Here is a 17,349-nt window from a genome sequence, read left to right as displayed (position 1 = left end):
AGAGCATGGACGGTAAGGATTCTTCACGGCTGATCGCCTTTCTCAATTTCGGGCATGGGCTCGATCATTTCGTCATGCTGATCTATCCGGCAGCCGTGCTGGCGCTGTCGGTGTCGCTCAACCGGCCGTTCTCGGAATTGCTGCCCTATTCCATCGGCGGCTTCGTCGCCTTCGGCGTGTTCTCGATGCCGTTCGGCTGGATCGGCAAGCGGGTGAGCGGCCACAAGCTGATTACGCTGTTCTTCATCGGCGTCGGCGCGGGCTGCGTGCTGACGGGCCTCGCGCAAACGCCCTTGCAGATCGGCATCGCGCTGACCGTGGTAGGCGTCTTCGCCGCGATCTACCATCCGATCGGCAATTCCATGCTCTCGACCATCGACGCCGCGCGCCTCGGCCGGATCATGGGCCTGAACGGGCTGTGCGGAAATATGGGCATCGCCTCGGCGGCGCTGCTGACCGGCGTGCTGACCGACCTGATTTCCTGGCGCGCAGCCTTCATCATTCCCGGCCTTGCCGGCATCGCCATGGGCATCGCCTTCTGGGCGCTCGTCCCCGATCCCGGCCCGTTGCGCTCCTCGGCGCGGTCGGGCATGGCGCGGAACGTCACGCGGGCGGAGATGGTGCGCGTCTTCGCCATCATCATGATCTCGACCGCATTCGGCGGCTTCATCTTCAGCGCGACGACGGTCGTCATGCCAAAACTGTTCGAGGAACGGCTTGCCGACCTGACCACCACGGTTTCCGGCATCGGCCTGTTCGTCTTCGTCGTCTATTCCCTCGCCGCCCTGGCGCAGATCCTGATCGGCTCGCTGCTCGACCGCTATTCGCTCGCCCGCATCTTCCTCTGGGTCGGGCTGCTGCAGACGCCGTTCCTCTTGCTGACCGGCCTGATCGGCGGCATCCCGACTCTTTTGTTCGCGCTGCCGATGATGTTCGTGGTGTTCGGCCTCGTGCCGATCAACGAGGTGATGGTCGCGCGCTACACCGTGCCGGAATTGCGCACCCGCGTCTATTCGGTGCGCTACACGTTCAGCTTCGCCGCCGTCGCGGCGGCCATCCCGGCCGTGTCCTATTTCCACAAGACCTATGCCGGCTTTGCGGAGCTGTTCGTGGTGCTCGCGGTGTTCGCGGTGTTCCTGACGGCCTCGGCGGTCTGGCTCTATCTGGTGGAGCGGCAGCCGGCTGTCCCCTCAGCGCAAGTTGCCTCCGCGTAAAAGGTCCATTGTCCTGACTCTGCGCTGTGTCCTCTGCTAAGATCGCGAACCTTAGCAAGAAGAACAGTTTTAGGGAGCGGAACAATGTCTTATCGCTTTATTGCGAGTGCTCTGGCCGTCAGCTTTGCCTTCACGGCGGCGGCGAATGCCGCCGAGGTCAGGCGCAAGGTCGAAATCCGGGGCGAGAAAGCGGCCGTCTGGGCCAAGATCGGCGGCTGGTGCGCCATCGCCGACTGGCTCCCGCCGATCGCCAAATGCGAGGAGTCGAGCGCGGGCGGCAAGAAGATCCGCACGTTGACCACCAAGGATGGCGGCGTCATCAAGGAGACGCTGATCAAGAGCGAGCCGCTCAGCTACAGCTACACCATCGACGAGAGCCCTCTGCCGGTCGCGAACTACACAGCGACGCTGGCCGTCCTGCCCGACGATGACGACGAGGACGAGGTGAATGTGGTGTGGTCGGCCAAGTTCGACCCGAAGGGCGCGAGCGAGGCCGACGCCAAGAAGGTGATCGAGGGGATTTTCAAGGACGGGCTGGCCGAGATCCGGAAGCAGGCCAAGGCGAAGAAATAGTCGGCTTCCCTTCGCCCGGACTCTCCTCTCGTCGTCCCGGACGCCGCGCAGCGGTGAGCCGGGACCCAATCATCGATCCGCGCGTGCTGCGGCAAAAGGTGAAGCGAGTGGGCCCCGGCTCTGACGGCCGGGGCGACGGATGAGAGGCTTCGAATTGGCGGGGAGGTAAGGTTCGTGGCCCGCCGAGAGGCATTACCCCCTCACCCGGGGCCTCGCGCCGACCTCTCTCCGGGGGAGAGGTGAAGTAGCGCGAGGCGTTCAATCCGGGGCGCAGCGGAACTTCCTCTCCCATTGGGAGAGGGCAAGGGGTGAGGGGGTACAAACCTATCGGCGGACATTGCCCTCTCATCCTCACCGCTACTCCGCGCTCAATACACTCGCGCCTTAGGCTCGATATACTTCACCTCGTTCGTCAGCGTGCGGGTGTGTACCGGCCGGTAGTCCAGGCGCACCTCGCGCGTCTTGTCATTCGCCCAGGACAGCGTGTGCTTCATCCATTCGGCGTCGTTGCGGTTGGGGAAATCCTCGCGGGCGTGGGCGCCGCGGCTCTCTTGCCGGGCGACGGCCCCGGCGACCGTCACCGCAGCCTGCGCAATCAGATTGTCGAACTCCAGCGTCTCGACGAGGTCGGAGTTCCACACCAGCGAGCGGTCGGTGACCTTGATGTCGTCGACGCCGCTCCAGATTTCCTGGATGCGCTCGGCGCCTTCCTCCAGCACTTCGGCCGTGCGGAACACCGCGCAATTGGACTGCATCACCTTCTGCATCTGCAGGCGCAGCGCGGCGGTCGGTGTGCCGCCATCGGCGAAGCGGAAGCGGTCGAGGCGGGCAACGGCGGCATCCCCCGCGCCGGCCGGGAGCGGCGATTGCGTGGTGCCGGTCTCGATGCTCTCGGCGCAGCGCAGGGCGGCGGCGCGTCCGAACACCACGAGGTCGATCAGCGAATTGGAGCCGAGCCGGTTGGCGCCATGCACCGAGGCGCAGGACGCCTCGCCGATCGCCATCAGGCCGGGGACGAGCGCATCCGGGTCGCCGTGCTGCGGCATGACCATTTCGCCGTGATAGTTGGTGGGGATGCCGCCCATGTTGTAATGCACGGTCGGCAGCACCGGGATCGGCTGGCGGCGCAGATCGACGCCGGCGAAAATCTGCGCGCTCTCGGTGATGCCGGGCAGGCGCTCGGCCAGGATTTTCGGGTCGAGATGGTCCAGATGCAGATAGATGTGGTCGCGGTCCGGGCCGACGCCGCGGCCTTCGCGGATTTCGATGGTCATCGAGCGCGAGACGACGTCGCGTGAGGCGAGGTCCTTGGCGTGCGGGGCGTAGCGCTCCATGAAGCGCTCGCCCTCGGAATTGGTGAGGTAGCCGCCTTCGCCGCGCGCGCCCTCGGTGATGAGCACGCCCGCGCCGTAAATGCCGGTCGGGTGGAACTGCACGAACTCCATGTCCTGAAGCGGCAATCCGGCGCGTAGCACCATGGCGTTGCCGTCGCCGGTGCAGGTGTGGGCGGAGGTGCAGGAGAAATAGGTGCGGCCATAACCGCCCGTCGCAAGGATCGTCTTGCGCGCCCGGAAGCGGTGGATGGAGCCGTCCTCGATGCACATGGCGACGACGCCGCGGCAGGCGCCTTCATCGTCCATGATCAGGTCGAGCGCGAAATATTCGATGAAGAACTCGGCTGAATAGCGCAGCGACTGGCCGTAGAGCGTATGCAGCATGGCGTGGCCGGTGCGGTCGGCGGCGGCGCAGGTGCGCTGCGCGGGCGGGCCTTCGCCGAAATCGGTGGTCATGCCGCCGAAGGGGCGCTGGTAGATCTTCCCCTCCTCGGTGCGCGAGAAGGGCATGCCATAATGCTCCAGCTCGTAGACGGCGGCGGGCGCGTTGCGGCAGAGATATTCGATGGCGTCCTGGTCGCCGAGCCAGTCGGAGCCCTTCACCGTGTCGTACATGTGCCAGCGCCAGTCGTCCGGCCCCATATTGCCGAGCGAGGCCGCGATGCCGCCCTGCGCGGCGACCGTATGCGAGCGGGTCGGAAACACCTTAGTGATGCAGGCGGTCTTCAGCCCGGCCTCGGCGCAGCCGAGCGTCGCGCGCAATCCCGCGCCGCCCGCGCCGACCACGACGACGTCGAAAGTGTGATCGATGAAGGGGTAGGCGCGGCCATTGGTCTTCGGGGCGCCGACGCCATTTGCCTTGCCGTTTTCGGCCATCTTCAAGCTCCCAGGCTCAGCTTTATGATCGCTATCACAGAGGTAAGAGCGACCGCCGCCGCAAAAAAGGTGTTCAGGATCAGCAGGATGAATTTCGGTGTGTTCGCATGCACATAGTCCTCGATGATGACCTGCATCCCGAGCCGCATGTGGTAGGCGGAGGAAAAGGCGAACAGGGCGGCGAGCAGGGCGACGACCGGCGAGCGGAAATAGGCGCGCACCACGTCGAGCGGCTCGCCCGCGAGTTGGATCACCGAATAGATGAGGAATGTCACCAGGAAGAGATTGGCGACGGCCGACAGGCGCTGTCCCCAAAAATGTTCCGTGCCGGCCTGGGCCGAGCCGAGGCCCCGCACGCGCTTGAGCGGAGTGCCGTAGCGGTTCATGAGAAGGCTCCCCATTTCGTCAGGCCGATGAACCAGATGATGAGCGTGATGGTCACGGAACCGGCAAGCGTCGCCCAGGACATCAGCCGGATGGTCGGCAGCTCGAAGCCGCGGCCGGTATCCCAGATGAAATGCCGGATGCCGCCGAGCCCGTGATGGATGAGCGACCAGCTATAGAGGAACAAAATGATGAGGCCGATGGGCGAGGCGGTGACGGCGTTGGCCGCCATGAAGCCGTCCGGGCCGCTGGCGGTGGCGGTGAGCCAGGCCGCAAGGAGCAGGGTGCCGAAATAATTCGCCGCGCCGGTGATCCGGTGCAGGATCGACATCATCATATTGATGTAGGGGCGGAAGATCGTGAGATGCGGTGATAAGGGCCGCGCCGGTTGCGCCTCGGCTTTCCCCATGTTTTATCGCTCCTGTGCAATCGTGCCGCCGTTTTACCGCGCCGCAGCAATGGCCGCAACGGGACAATGTCGTGAAATGCCATGCATTCCGGGAGGGGCCGGACCCGCCGGAAGGATGGCTGCCGCGCCGTATGGATCTCAGCAGGCGCTGAGCCAGGCACGTTTAGGGGGGATGGTTAGAATGAACGCTAAACTCTTGCAAAGCCTTATTGGTTTTGCCCTCAGCCTTTCGCTGTTTTGCGCGCCCGCGTCAACAGCCCATGCCGAGATTCTGGACGCCAGCATCGAAAGCGGCGGCCGGGAGCGCACCTTCCGCATCGTGCTGCCCGACGATACGCGCCCGGGCGAGCGCCTGCCGACCGTTGTCGCCCTGCATGGCGGGCTGATGAGCGGCAAATCGATGCGCAAGATCTTCGGCCTGGAGGAGATCGCCGAGCGCGGGCGCTTCGCCGCCGTCTATCCGGACGGCGTGTTCCGCAAATGGAATGACGGCCGCAGCGACAGCGACGGCCCGGACGACGTCCGCTTCATGCGCAATCTCGCCGATTACCTCGTGCGCAAGGGCATCGCCGATCCGCGGCGCCTCTATCTGGTCGGCATCTCCAATGGCGGCATGATGACCTACCGGGTCGCTTGCGAGGCGCCGGGGATCTTTGCCGCCTATTCCGCCGTCATCGCCAATCTGCCGGCGAAGGTGTCGGAGGAATGCAAGGGCGGCGGCGCGCCGTTCCTGGTCATCAATTCGACGAATGACAGCGTCGTGCCGTGGGATGGCGGCGATGTCGGCAATTTCATCAATAAGGGCGAGGTGCTGTCGACGCCGGAGACGGTGGAGTTCTGGCGCCGCCGCAATGCCTGCGCGCGCGAGGCCGAGGTCAAGCCGCTGCCGGACCGCGATGCGCGTGACGGCTCGACGGTGATGGCGACGCAATATGGCGACTGCAAATCGGGTGCGCCGGTGGTGTTGCTGACGGTCGAAGGCGGCGGCCACCTGCCGCCCGGCGCCAAGCTCGGCAACCGGCCGTTCCTGCGCTCGGTGCTGGGGCCGGCTAACCAGGATATTTCAGCAGCGGATGTGAGCTGGAAATTCTTCAAGCGCTTTCCGCTGGAGCGGTGACGTACGTCTTTGGACAATTGAGGGGCCGCTTGCCCGAACTTCATGCCCTGACGCAGGTTTGATTCACCTGTGGTGCGAAACCGGCGGATAATGCCGGCTAGATGCGGAACATGATTTTGAGGGCTCGATCATGCGGACACGACCCAATTCGGGGCGGCGGCGGGGGTTTCTCCTGCTCGCCGCCATTCTCCTTTTGCCAGGCGTCGCGGCGATCGCCGCAACGAAGCACAAGCCGGCGGAGCAGGAGCGCTGGAACACCTACCAGAACGCGCGCTTCGGCTATAGCCTCTACTACCCGACCGCGCTGTTCGAGCCGGGGGAGTTGCCCGCCAATGGCGGCGGCCAGAGTTTTGCGACCCCGGACGGGCGCGCCAAGATCGTCGTCTACGGCACTCTGAATACCGAGAATTTTTCCCCGCGCGAATACCGCAAGATCATCCTCGAAGAGTTCGGTGGCTACGACAAGATGGACTACAGCCCGACCGCGCAAAGCTGGTTCGTGCTGTCGGGCTTTCGCGGCGACAACATCTATTATCAGAAGGTGATGTTCTCCTGCTCGGGCAAGGTCATCAACGTGCTCAGCGTCACCTTCCCGACCTCGGAAAAGCCATTCTATGAAGGGCTGATCGAAACCATCGAGGACAATTTCAAGCCTGGACGCGGCGCGGACACCCCGCCGGGCTGCTGACTTGGCGCCATCGGCGCAAAAATGATGTGCGGGCGAAAAACCTGGGGCGGTTTTCGGTGGCCTTCGGGCGAAATCCGTCCTAGGCATCGGCCATGAAATCAACCCGCCGTGCCAAGCCGTCACCGCCGGATTTTTTGAGCGAGGGCAGAAAAGCCTTTCTCGCCGGACGCCCGCATCTCGCCGCAGAGGCCTTCGCCAAGGCCGTCAAGGCCGAGCCGCGAAATCCGGTGGCGCTGTTCAATCTGGCGAGCGCCAAGGAGCGCATCGGCGATATCGACGAGGCGGCGCAATTGCTGACCCAGGCGCTGCGGCAGCGCCCGGCCTGGTTCGAGCCGGCGCAGCGTCTCGCCATGCTCAATCTGCGCTATGTGCTGCAATCGCCCGGCGCGCTCGATCCGCACGGGATGCTCGCGGCCTTTGCCTTCGACCGGATTGACCGGCAGGCCGTCGCGGCCGCCGCTATCGCGCATCTGCGCGCGGCCTCACCGCTCGGCGAATTCATCGCGCTGGCCGATGCGGGCGGCGCCGAGGATGCGGCGCGCGATCTGATCCTGCGCCGCACCGACAAGATCCTCGCCCATCCGCTGCTGCTTGCCGCGCTCACCAGCGGCGCGAACCGGGATCCAGGGCTCGAGCGCTTGCTGACCGCTTTGCGCCGCGTGCTGCTGCTCGAAGTTCCGGCAGATCGTTTCGAGGACAAGGCGCTGACCGGCTTCGTCCTGGCGCTGATCGGGCAATGTCTCGACAATGAACATGTCTTTGTGGCCGGGGACAATGAGCGCGACGCTCTCGCAGCGCTCGGCATCGATTGGAGCGCCTTGCGCGGCGGCGCCTCCACCGAAGCGCGAAAGCTGCTGCTCGGCCTGCTCTACCGGCCGCGGCACGAGCTGATCGGCGATGCGCTGACCAGCAGCGATTGCCGGTCGCTGCGGCCGCGCGGTCTCGGCGAACTGCTCGCGCGCTACCTTGACGAGGCCGCGCGGCAAACCGAGCTGGCCGAAAGCATCCCGGTGCTCGGCGCCATCGACGATCCGACCTCGCGCAAGGTCGCCCGCCAATATGAGGCGCATCCCTATCCGCGCTGGACCAGCCTGCAAATGCCGGTCGAGGGTAGCGCCCGGAAAATTCTGGCGCTCTACGCGCCGCCGCAAACGCTATCCCGACTCGAGGGCCCATATAAGGTGCTGATCGCGGGCGCGGGGACAGGCAAGCACGCGCTCGGTGTTGCGGTGCGCTATGGGCCGCAGGCCGACGTGCTGGCCGTCGATCTCAGCCGGGCAAGCCTTGCCTATGCCAAGGCGAAGGCCGAAAGCTTCGGCGTCGGCAATATCCGTTTTGCCCAGGCCGATCTGCTTGCCATTCCGCCCGAAGCCGGGCCGTTCGACATTATCGAAGCCGTCGGCGTGCTGCACCATATGGACGAGCCGTTCAAGGGCTGGCAGGCGTTGCTCGGCCTGCTCAAGCCGGGCGGCCTGATGCTGACCGGGCTCTACAGCGCGATCTCCCGCCGTAACATCACCGAGTTGCGCACGGAAGCGGACTATCCCGGCCCCGCCTGCGGCGACGATGCCGCGCGGGCCTATCGCGCCGGACTGATGGATCGCCCCGGCGCGGCGGGCGGGCTGACCGCCTCGCATGATTTCTATACGCTGAGCAATTTCCGCGATCTGGCGCTGCACGAGCATGAGCGCCCGATCTTCCTCTCCGAGATCGAGGCGTTCCTGGACGCCAACGGCCTGATCTTCCGGGGCTTCAACTTGCCGGGGCCGATCATGGCAGCGTTCCATAAGCAGTTCCCGGGCGAAAAGCATCCCGGCTCGCTGGCGGCCTGGGCGGCCTTCGAGGAGCAGCATCCGCGTCTGTTCGATGCCATGTACCAGCTCTGGTGCGAGAAGCGCTGAAGCATAAAAAAGGCGCCGGGAAAGGCGCCTTTTTCAAGCTCATCCAAGAGCGTGGCGGGCTTACGAGCCGCGCAGAACCAGTTCGGACACGGCCAGCGCCGCATTGACGCCGGTGCCGCCGGACACGCTGAGCGGCTGCAGCGAGATGGTTTCGTCCGAGCCGCCGACCAGCAGGTTCGCGCCGGCGCCGACGCCGGCAGAGGCTTCGGCCGAGGCGCCGACATAATTGCCCTCCAGCGCGCCGCGGCGGACGTCCTCGGTCGGAGCGACCACGGCCCAGGTCAGGGTCGCCGGGCCGGTGACGCCGACATCGATGCCGAACTTGTTGATCTCGCCCTCATAGCGCTCTGAGCGGCCACCCGAGCCCTCGAAACGGCAGTTCAGCTCCTTGCTGGAGCCGAAGACGAAGCCCGGGCCGCCCTCGACCTTGCAGGTCAGCACGCCGACGCGCACGCCGTCGCGGCTCGGTTTGGCCATGGACCCCGGCGCGGCGAAAGCCACGAGCGCCAGAGCACTGACAGCAAGCACCGGAAGTTTCAGCTTATTTGACATTGGAATCCCTCCATTGGTGTCAGACAGCATCGGTCACCCCGTCCCCGGCTCAGGGGAGGGAACCGAATTCGCGGAAAATCCTGCGAAAAACGACTAACCAACAGACAATGCTCGATTCAATATGAACCAAACATTGTCTTGGACTGATGTAATCCGCGAGAGCCGCGTCAGTTCCGCTCGGGCGAAACTTCGCCGATGGCGCTCCGCGGGGGCGTGGGGTCGCGCGCGGCCATCGCCACCACGAACAGCACTTGCAGCAATTGGTGGTTGGCAAAGAGCGGGTTCTCGGCGAAGGCGTAGGTGATGACGAACAGGAAGAACAGCAGCGCCCAAAGCGTCGAGATCGATTTCGTGCGCAGGAATTCCATGAACGAGCGGCGGATGCCGACGACCAGTCCCGCCACCAGCAGCAACGGCCCCCAGATGCCGAAGGCGACGGCCACTTCGACGAAATTATTGTGAAAGATCTCCAGATCCTGCTGCATGACATAGCGCAGTAGCAGCATGGTGGACTGCTCGCTCGACCAATAGCCGCGATAGCCGAAGCCGAACCATGGCCGGTCCATGAAGGCCTCCCAGCCGAACAGCCAGAGCACGGTGCGGCCGGTGAGGGTCGCGTCCTTGCCGACGCTGCCGAGCACGGATTCCACCGGATTGAAATCGGTGGTGAGCAGGACGATGGCGAAAGCGGCGGCGGTGATGATGCCCGCGCCGAGGATCGCCAGGGTCAGGTTGGCATTGCTACGGTAGAGCATGGCGAGCGGCACGATGCCGCCGACCACAAGCACCGCGATCAGGAGCGATGAGGCGGAGCCCGACAGCACGATCAGCACACAGGCAGCCAGGAAGGCGCTCGCCGTCAGCATCGGCCGCCAGCCCTGCAGCAACAGGCAAAGGCTGGTGATGAGCTGCAGCAGCATATAGCTGCCCAGCACGTTCTTATGCGTGAACGCACCGCCGCCGGCGAATCCGACAGTCAGGCTCGGCATCACGAACAGCACCAGGAACGAGATCAGTTGCGTTGGCAGCAGGCCGAGAAAAATGATCTGGATCAGCCGCGTGCGCGTGGTCCAGGCGCAAAGCAGGAAGCCCATCAAGATGGTGAACATCAATTGCAGGCCGAAATAGAGGCTCTGCGAGGAGGACAGCGACCAGATCATCGACAGGCAGGCTAGGCCGCCCCAGGCGATCAGGATCCGGTTGTTGCGGGTGATGGCGAGCACCTGCCCAGGCAGCAGCAGCAGCCAGGCCACCACGATGACGTCGGCGATGATCCAGAGAAAGCGCTCATTGGCGAAGAAGCCGGGGAGCAGCGGCCTGAGCCCTGTGCTGGCCCAGAGAATGAAGATGATGCAGGCAAAATCCGTGACCGTCTTGCGCGACAAGACGATGGTCCAGCGCCGGCGGCGCGCTCGCGCGGGGGCGGGCGGCGGCAGGGGCGGGTAGCCGGCCGTGGAGGCGGCATCGCTCATCGGCTGCTGATCTCGCGGTGTGCGGCCAAGGGGAGACAGGATAGATTAATCATGCATGCAGTGTCCGTAAACGGCCTTACCAAATCGCAAACCGGGCCGGGCATGCGTGTTTACTCCCGATCCCTCTCGCCGTTGTTAGCTGTTTTGGCCGGATTTTGCAGCCAAGATGCGAAAATACTGCTATGCGAGGGCGTCTAAATTGCCGGTTGGGTGCTTCGGCAGGCGTAACGACTTACGTGGGAGGTGATGTCGGATGAAGGTTCTTGTCACGGGCCATCTCGGCTATATCGGAACGGTCATGGTGCCTTTCCTTCTGAAGGCCGGCCATGACGTCAGCGGCATCGACAGCGATCTCTATGAACGCTGCACCTATGATGCGGGCGGCAAGATCACCCCGGTGCCGGGCCTGCGCAAGGATATTCGCGATCTGACCCCCGCCGACCTGAAGGGCGTCGAGGCCGTCGTGCATCTCGCCGCGCTCTCCAACGATCCGCTCAGCAATCTCAATCCGGACGTCACCTTCGCCATCAATCATCGCGGCAGCGTGCATCTGGCCAAGGTTGCCAAGGAGGCGGGCGTGTCGCGCTTCGTGATGGCGTCCTCCTGCAGCAATTACGGCCAGGCCGGCGACGACATGATCGACGAGACCGGCGACCTCAATCCGGTCACCGCCTACGGGCAATCGAAAGTCTGGTCGGAGCGGGACATCGCGCCGCTGGCGGATGAGAATTTCGTGCCGGTGTTCCTGCGCCCGGCGACCGCCTACGGCGTCTCGCCCCGGATGCGCTTCGACATCGTCTTGAACAATCTCGTCGCCTGGGCCGTCACCAAGGGGCTGATCTATCTGAAGTCGGACGGCACGCCCTGGCGGCCGATCGTGCATATCGAGGATATTTCCCGCGCCTTCGCCGCCGCCATCGAGGCGCCCGCCGACAAGGTCAGCGGTCAGGCGTTCAATGTCGGCCAGAGCGAGCATAATTACCGCATCCGCGACCTCGCCGAGATCGTCGCCGAAGTGGTGCCGGGCTGCCGGCTCGAATATGCCAGCGACGCCGGGCCCGACAAGCGCTCCTACCGGGTGAGCTTCGACAAGATCGCCGACACGCTCGATTTCAAGCCGCAATGGGACGCGCGGCGCGGGGCCGAGGAGCTTTATGCGGCCTACCGCAGCTCCGGCCTGACGCTGGAGGAATTCGAAGGTCCGCGCTACCAGCGCATCAGCCACATCAGGACGCTGATGGCGGACGGCATCATCGACGCCAATTTGCGCCACCCTGCCGGTCGCGATGAGGTCAAGACGGCGCTTGCAAGCTAGGCGATGGCGGACACCGGTTCACAGGCTGGCATCGGCGGCGAGATCTATGCGCTCGCCGCCGAGCTTTACCCGATCTGCCGCAGCATCACCGGCGACGGCGTGCGCCGGACGCTCGGCATTCTCGGCCGCCATCTCGATCTGACCGTGCATGAAGTGCCTTCCGGCACGCCGGTCTTCGACTGGACCGTGCCGCGCGAATGGAACATCCGTGACGCCTATATCGCCAACGCCGCCGGCGAGCGTGTCGTGGATTTCCGGGCGCATTCATTGCATGTGCTGAATTACAGTGTGCCCGTGCGCCGGACCATGCCGCTCGCCGAGCTGAAGGCGCATATCCATACGCTGCCCGACCAGCCCGAGCTCATTCCCTACCGCACGTCATATTATGCCGAGCGCTGGGGCTTCTGCATGAGTCACAATGCGCTCGCGGCGCTGCCGGACGGGATGTACGAAGCCGTCATCGACGCCGCGCTGACCGATGGCCATCTGAGCTACGGCGAATATCTGCATCGCGGCGAGAGAGAGGACGAATTTTTGCTCTCCGCCCATATCTGCCACCCTTCGCTCGCCAACGATAATTGCTCCGGTCTTGCGCTGCTCGCGTTGCTGGCGAAGCACCTGGCGGGACGCAAGACGCGGCTCAGCTACCGCTTCCTGTTCGCGCCCGGCACCATCGGCGCGATCACCTGGCTCGCCCGCAACGAGGCGCAGGCGCATCGGATCAAGCATGGGCTGACGGTCTCCTGTGTCGGCGATGGCGGCGGGCCGACCTATAAGAAGAGCCGGCGCGGCAATGCGATGATCGACCGCGCGATGAGCCATGTGCTGCGCCACGCCGCGCCCGCGCCTGATATCATCGACTTTTTTCCCTATGGCTATGACGAGCGGCAATATTGCTCGCCCGGCTTCAACCTGCCCGTCGGTATGTTCCAGCGCAGCCAGTTCGGCACCTTCCCCGAGTATCACACCTCCGCCGACAATCTCGATTTCATCCGCCCGGAGCATCTGGCCGCTTCCTTCGCCATGATCACCGCCGCCATCGACATCGTCGAGCATGACGGGCGCTATCTGAACCTGTCGCCGAAATGCGAGCCGCAGCTTGGCCGGCGCGGTCTCTACGGCGCGATCGGCGGCGACAAGGATGCGGCGGCGAAGAACATGGCGATGCTCTGGGTGCTGAACCTGTCCGACGGCGAGCACTCGCTGCTCGACATCGCCGAGAGGGCGGGCCTGCCCTTCGCCGTGGTGCTGGCGACAGCCCGTCTGCTGGAAGAGCACGGCCTGCTGGCGCCGCTGCGCGAAGATCCGCTGGAGCGGCTGGAACTGTGAGGCTTGGGGCGCTTCGCCCTAATCCCGGCTGAGCCCCCGCTCCGCGACCGCCGCAAGATAGTCCTCCCACAGCTTCGCCTGACCCTCACCGACCTCGCGCAGATAGACCCAGGAAAATATTCCGGTGCCATGCCCATCGCTGAAGATGAGGCGCACGGCATAATTGCCGACCGGCTCGATCCGGGCGATCAGCACATCGCGCTTGCCGGGGACGATCTTGCGCTCTTCCGCGCCATGCCCCGTCACTTCGGCGCTCGGGCTGTAGACGCGCAAGAATTCTGCGGGCAAGGCAAATCGCTTGCCGTCTTCGAAGGCGATATGCAGAAGGTCTTTCGCCGGATTGAGACGGATTTCGGTCGGCCAATCCTCACTTATAGGGGTCATCATCGCTTGCCTCTTTGTGCCCTTCAGCACTAATTTAACGGACTGCCGGTAAGTGTTGCGTAACGGGTGAAAGCCCGCTTGTCGACGAGGTCGTTTGATGCCGCCAATCCAGCTTTCCCGAAGCGAACGCGCCTCGCTGGCCAAGATCCTCGAACGCCCGCGCGAGGCCTTCGAAATCCCGGCGGACCATCGGGAAAAGCTGATCAATTACGACCTCGCCCGCCAGATGGCGATGCTGATCTATATCACCCCGCTCGGCCAGGTCGAGCTGTTGCGCCAGCGCTTCCGCGGCATCAAATTGCCGCCCTTGTCGCGCCGCGCCTCTCCGGCCCCCTTGCGCCCCGGCACATCCCTTAACCATATCGAAGGCGGGATTTAACCCGCCTGACATTTGTTTGATCCATATTGCGGAACCCGAAGAAATTCCTGGTGTTGCCTAAGGTGTTGTTGTCGTAGCGGCGGCGCGATCGACGCTTCCGCACGGTTGTAAAGGAGTTTTCCATGAAACCATTGACGGCCTTGGTTGCGGTTGCCTCGCTGACATTGTTTTCCGCCACGACCGTGCTGACGAGCACCGCCGATGCAGGCTGGTGGCGGCGCGATCACGGCAAGGATAATGACGCGCTCTCCCACCGCAAGCCGCAGGTGCGCGGCTTCCTGTTCCGGCCCGGCGGCCACCGCTATGCCTTCGAGAATCAGCCCTTCCTCGACTGGAATGGCCCCTACGGCAACTATCCCAATTTCGACCCGCGCAATTTCAAGGAACGGGTCTTCAGCGATCCGCGTTTCGACACGACCAGCCCGTCGGCCTTTTGATCGTCCTGGTGCGTCGAGATCGGCTTTGACAGCGGTATCCCTTGGCGGCTAATGCAGGACGAGATCTGTATGCCGTCGAGGGGGTTCCTATGAAGTCTATGCTGCGCTGCGCCTTGCTGTTTGGCCTGCTCGCCGTGCCCTCTGCCGCGAGGGCGGAAGACCCCGAAAAGCTGGCATCCGTCGTTCCCGCCGAAATCTCCGAAGTGGTGAGCGGGGGCACCTGGTCGGATAGTGGTGCCTCCGGCGTCTACCGCGCCATCGTCGTGTCGCCGAGCGCCGTCGGCCAGGCCAATGTGCTGGTGCAGATGCTGGCGCTCGACAAGACCGACGTGCCGCCGAAAGTCGTCCGCACGGTCCTCATCAAGGAAGTCGCCGACAAGAAGCTCGCCAATGCTTTTCTCGCCATGGATGCCGAGACCGAAAACGAGATGACGCTGATCATCACCGCCTATGGCGCCGAGAGCGAGCAGGACACCTCGTTGCATGTGAAGTTCGACGCCAAGGGCAAATATGAAATCATGCCTTCGGTCGGCGAAGATGCACCGGCCCCGGCAGAGCCGAAGAAGTGACGAAGCGGCGCCGGCGACGTTAAAGCTGCCATTCTGCAGTTTTGCCACAGGCGGATTGTGGCCCGACCGCCTCGCCGGCGCGTTTAATGCTTGCATATGGCGCGCTGTGGCCTATATCTGCCATTCAAGCAGTGTGCGTTGTCCAAAAACCTCAACGCGGCTTTAATTTCGATCACAATCAGGGTCGGAGTTTGACATTAGAGACGCGCTCTCTAATGTCTCGTCAAGAGCTTGCGGCCCGCGCCTGTTATAAAAGTTCACACTAACCTTGAACAGTTCGACAGCTTCATGGCTGCGAACGAGCGCACATGACATTCACTAATCTCGGTCTCAGTCAAAAAGTTTTGGACGCCACCGTCGCCGCTGGCTTCAACACGCCCACGCCCATCCAGCTTCAGGCCATTCCAGCCGCGAACGAAGGACGGGACATCGTCGGCATAGCGCAGACAGGCACCGGCAAAACGGCGTCCTTCGTGCTGCCCATGCTGACGCGCCTCGAAACCGGCCGCGCCAGGGCACGCATGCCGCGCTCGCTCATTCTGGAGCCGACGCGCGAATTGGCCGCCCAGGTGGCCCAGGCCTTCGAGCAGCTCGGCGTCAACCACAAGCTCAATGTGGCGCTGCTGATCGGCGGCGTCTCCTTCGACGAGCAGAACCGCAAGCTCGATCGCGGCGCCGATGTGCTGATCGCGACGCCGGGGCGGCTGCTCGATCATTTCGGGCGCGGCAGGCTGCTGCTCTCGGCGGTCGAAATCCTGGTCATCGACGAAGGCGACCGGATGCTCGACATGGGGTTCATCCCCGACATCGAAAAGATCTGCTCGACGCTGCCGACCAATCGCCAGACCATGTTCTACTCGGCCACCATGCCGAAAGAAGTTCAAAAGCTCGCCGACAAATTCCTGATCAATCCCAAGCGCATCGAAGTCGGCCAGGTCTCATCCGCCGCCACCACCATCATCCAGCGCTTAAAATTCTCTCCCTCCGACATCAAGGTGAAGCGCGAAGTTCTGCGCGACCTGATCAACGTATCGGGCGTCAAGAACGCGATCATCTTCTGCAACCGCAAGCGCGATGTCGGCATCCTGCTGAAATCGCTCTTGAAGCACGGCTATAATGCCGGTGGGTTGCATGGCGACATGGAGCAGCGCGACCGCACCGCGACGCTCGACGCATTCAGGCGCGGCGACATCGCCTTGCTCGCAGCCAGCGACGTGGCGGCGCGCGGCCTCGACATTCCCGATGTCAGCCACATCTTCAATTTCGACGTGCCGATCACCCCGGAGGATTACGTCCACCGCATCGGCCGCACCGGACGCGCGGGCCGGGAAGGCTACGCCGCGACCCTGGTGACGCCTAGCGATATGGACGCGATCCGGGCGATCGAGAAGCTTTGCCGCGAAAAGATCGAATGGATCGACGGCGAGCCGTCCCCCGAGGCGCTTGAAGAAGCGCGCGGCCTTGGCGGCCGCCGGGGCGGGCGCTCACGGCGCGGCGCATCGAGCGACAAGCCCGAACGGGCAGGCCGCGAACGCAGCGCCTCGCGCGGCTCGGGCCGCGAGCGCAATGGGGCCGCCCCCCGCGCCGAACGGCCGGAGCGCGCCGAGCAGCCGGAACGCGCCGAAGCCGCCCCTCGCGCTGAAAAAGCCGAACGGTCCGAGACGCCGCGCAGCAGTCGCCGCGACCGGGCCGATGCGCCCGCGCGTGGTGAGCGGCGCGAACGCACGCCGCGTGCCGAGCCTCGCGAGCAGCAGGCGGAAGCCGCGCCGCGCAACGAGCCGAGAGCGCCGCGCGAGCATAATGGCCGTGGCCGTGGCAATCATGGCGCGCCGCAGCCGACGCCGAATACTGTCGTCACCTCCACCGACCGCATGGCGCCTCCCCACCGCGAACGCAGCCGCCGCCGCGAAAAGGAAGAGCCCTCCGTCGTCGGCCTCGGCGAGCACGTCCCCGCCTTCCTGATGACCCCGATCCGCCGCACGAAATAAGCGGCGGACGGCGCCCCGCGCCTGCCAGCAGCATCAGTCCCGCAGTGCCGTGATCATCCTATCGGCCCGCTGCGGCTGTTCGCGCGCGAAACGCAACTTGCGGTCTTTGCCGGCACCGTTGCACGGTGGGCCTCCCGCTCCCATCGGCGACCCCTGTAAAACCCGCGCAATCCTAACTCCGTCGCCCCGGCCGTCAGAGCAGGGCCTACGCGCCTATCCGCGTTGCCGCAGTGCTCGCGGATAGGCGAGTGGGTCCCGGTCCGGCCCCACGGCCGCCAGGGACGACGCAAGAAGACCTCCAAGACTGCGGCGTTTCGTTGCGGCGGCTCGGCGCTTGCTCACCAGGGCCGGCACCGCTCCCCCCAACAAGCCAAGCGGCGCCCCATCCGCAGACCCCTGCGCCTCCACGATTCCGGCCTCACGGCGCC

The 17,349-nt window shown here is 64.5% G+C and carries 17 protein-coding genes; 11 read left to right on the top strand and 6 right to left on the bottom strand.

Features of this window, described 5'->3' with window-relative positions:
- Positions 1-5 precede the first annotated feature (5 nt).
- A complete protein-coding gene (locus BLEFHOIH_RS06220) occupies positions 6-1,214 on the top strand; it encodes an MFS transporter (protein WP_170937027.1) in 1,209 nt (402 codons plus the stop codon).
- An 84-nt stretch (positions 1,215-1,298) separates the two neighbouring features.
- Positions 1,299-1,787: an SRPBCC family protein gene (locus BLEFHOIH_RS06215; protein ID WP_088343653.1), complete on the top strand. Its 489-nt coding sequence runs from the start codon at positions 1,299-1,301 to the stop codon at positions 1,785-1,787.
- Between the two features lie 368 nt (positions 1,788-2,155).
- Here the strand turns inward: BLEFHOIH_RS06215 and sdhA are convergent, their stop codons facing one another.
- The 3 genes from sdhA to sdhC are packed head-to-tail and all read right to left on the bottom strand — an operon-like array spanning position 2,156 to position 4,790.
- Complete coding sequence (gene sdhA, locus BLEFHOIH_RS06210; RefSeq protein WP_088343652.1) at positions 2,156-3,997, bottom strand: succinate dehydrogenase flavoprotein subunit; 1,842 nt, start codon at positions 3,995-3,997, stop codon at positions 2,156-2,158.
- Between the two features lie 2 nt (positions 3,998-3,999).
- Positions 4,000-4,383 (bottom strand): succinate dehydrogenase, hydrophobic membrane anchor protein, encoded by a 384-nt coding sequence (gene sdhD, locus BLEFHOIH_RS06205; RefSeq protein WP_088343651.1) that lies wholly within the window; start codon positions 4,381-4,383, stop codon positions 4,000-4,002.
- Positions 4,380-4,790 carry a succinate dehydrogenase, cytochrome b556 subunit gene (gene sdhC, locus BLEFHOIH_RS06200; protein WP_088343650.1) on the bottom strand — a complete coding sequence of 137 codons (411 nt, stop codon included), beginning with the start codon at positions 4,788-4,790 and terminating at the stop codon, positions 4,380-4,382. The genes sdhD and sdhC overlap by 4 nt, the downstream gene beginning before the upstream one ends.
- A 181-nt stretch (positions 4,791-4,971) precedes the next feature.
- Between sdhC and BLEFHOIH_RS06195 the strand changes: the two genes are divergently transcribed.
- The 3 genes from BLEFHOIH_RS06195 to BLEFHOIH_RS06185 all read left to right on the top strand — a co-directional run bounded on the left by BLEFHOIH_RS06195 (position 4,972) and on the right by BLEFHOIH_RS06185 (position 8,496).
- The gene (locus BLEFHOIH_RS06195; protein WP_170937026.1) at positions 4,972-5,907 is read left to right on the top strand and encodes a prolyl oligopeptidase family serine peptidase; all 936 of its coding nucleotides are present in this window, start codon (positions 4,972-4,974) and stop codon (positions 5,905-5,907) included.
- Positions 5,908-6,037: 130 nt separating this feature from the next.
- Positions 6,038-6,595, top strand: coding sequence for a hypothetical protein (locus tag BLEFHOIH_RS06190; protein WP_088343648.1), 558 nt, complete (start codon positions 6,038-6,040; stop codon positions 6,593-6,595).
- Between the two features lie 92 nt (positions 6,596-6,687).
- Positions 6,688-8,496, top strand: coding sequence for a methyltransferase domain-containing protein (locus tag BLEFHOIH_RS06185; RefSeq protein ID WP_088343647.1), 1,809 nt, complete (start codon positions 6,688-6,690; stop codon positions 8,494-8,496).
- A 60-nt stretch (positions 8,497-8,556) separates the two neighbouring features.
- Here BLEFHOIH_RS06185 and BLEFHOIH_RS06180 read toward each other — a convergent pair whose 3' ends face one another.
- Together BLEFHOIH_RS06180 and BLEFHOIH_RS06175 are read right to left on the bottom strand one after the other, a co-directional pair.
- The gene (locus BLEFHOIH_RS06180) at positions 8,557-9,048 is read right to left on the bottom strand and encodes a DUF992 domain-containing protein (protein WP_088343646.1); all 492 of its coding nucleotides are present in this window, start codon (positions 9,046-9,048) and stop codon (positions 8,557-8,559) included.
- Positions 9,049-9,215: 167 nt separating this feature from the next.
- Positions 9,216-10,520 (bottom strand): O-antigen ligase family protein, encoded by a 1,305-nt coding sequence (locus BLEFHOIH_RS06175; RefSeq protein ID WP_088343645.1) that lies wholly within the window; start codon positions 10,518-10,520, stop codon positions 9,216-9,218.
- Between the two features lie 253 nt (positions 10,521-10,773).
- Between BLEFHOIH_RS06175 and BLEFHOIH_RS06170 the strand changes: the two genes are divergently transcribed.
- Positions 10,774-11,835 carry an NAD(P)-dependent oxidoreductase gene (locus BLEFHOIH_RS06170; protein WP_088343644.1) on the top strand — a complete coding sequence of 354 codons (1,062 nt, stop codon included), beginning with the start codon at positions 10,774-10,776 and terminating at the stop codon, positions 11,833-11,835.
- A gap of 3 nt (positions 11,836-11,838) precedes the next feature.
- The gene (locus BLEFHOIH_RS06165) at positions 11,839-13,164 is read left to right on the top strand and encodes a DUF4910 domain-containing protein (RefSeq protein WP_088343643.1); all 1,326 of its coding nucleotides are present in this window, start codon (positions 11,839-11,841) and stop codon (positions 13,162-13,164) included.
- An 18-nt stretch (positions 13,165-13,182) separates the two neighbouring features.
- On the opposite strand, the gene BLEFHOIH_RS06160 is transcribed toward BLEFHOIH_RS06165, so the two are convergent.
- A complete protein-coding gene (locus BLEFHOIH_RS06160) occupies positions 13,183-13,551 on the bottom strand; it encodes a DUF971 domain-containing protein (protein WP_210191657.1) in 369 nt (122 codons plus the stop codon).
- A 94-nt stretch (positions 13,552-13,645) separates the two neighbouring features.
- On the opposite strand from BLEFHOIH_RS06160, the gene BLEFHOIH_RS06155 reads away from it, so the two are divergent.
- The 4 genes from BLEFHOIH_RS06155 to BLEFHOIH_RS06140 all read left to right on the top strand — a co-directional run bounded on the left by BLEFHOIH_RS06155 (position 13,646) and on the right by BLEFHOIH_RS06140 (position 16,921).
- Positions 13,646-13,927 (top strand): hypothetical protein, encoded by a 282-nt coding sequence (locus BLEFHOIH_RS06155; protein WP_088343642.1) that lies wholly within the window; start codon positions 13,646-13,648, stop codon positions 13,925-13,927.
- A 122-nt stretch (positions 13,928-14,049) separates the two neighbouring features.
- Positions 14,050-14,364: a hypothetical protein gene (locus tag BLEFHOIH_RS06150; protein ID WP_125461607.1), complete on the top strand. Its 315-nt coding sequence runs from the start codon at positions 14,050-14,052 to the stop codon at positions 14,362-14,364.
- 89 nt (positions 14,365-14,453) lie between these two features.
- Entirely contained in the window at positions 14,454-14,933 is a 480-nt protein-coding gene (locus tag BLEFHOIH_RS06145; RefSeq protein WP_125461606.1) for a hypothetical protein, read from the top strand.
- A gap of 308 nt (positions 14,934-15,241) precedes the next feature.
- Positions 15,242-16,921 carry a DEAD/DEAH box helicase gene (locus BLEFHOIH_RS06140; protein ID WP_088343639.1) on the top strand — a complete coding sequence of 560 codons (1,680 nt, stop codon included), beginning with the start codon at positions 15,242-15,244 and terminating at the stop codon, positions 16,919-16,921.
- Positions 16,922-17,349: the final 428 nt, after the last annotated feature.

This window comes from Rhodomicrobium sp. R_RK_3, assembly GCF_002198715.1.
Classification (GTDB): domain Bacteria; phylum Pseudomonadota; class Alphaproteobacteria; order Rhizobiales; family Rhodomicrobiaceae; genus R-RK-3.
This window is presented reverse-complemented; position numbering and strand designations above follow the sequence as displayed.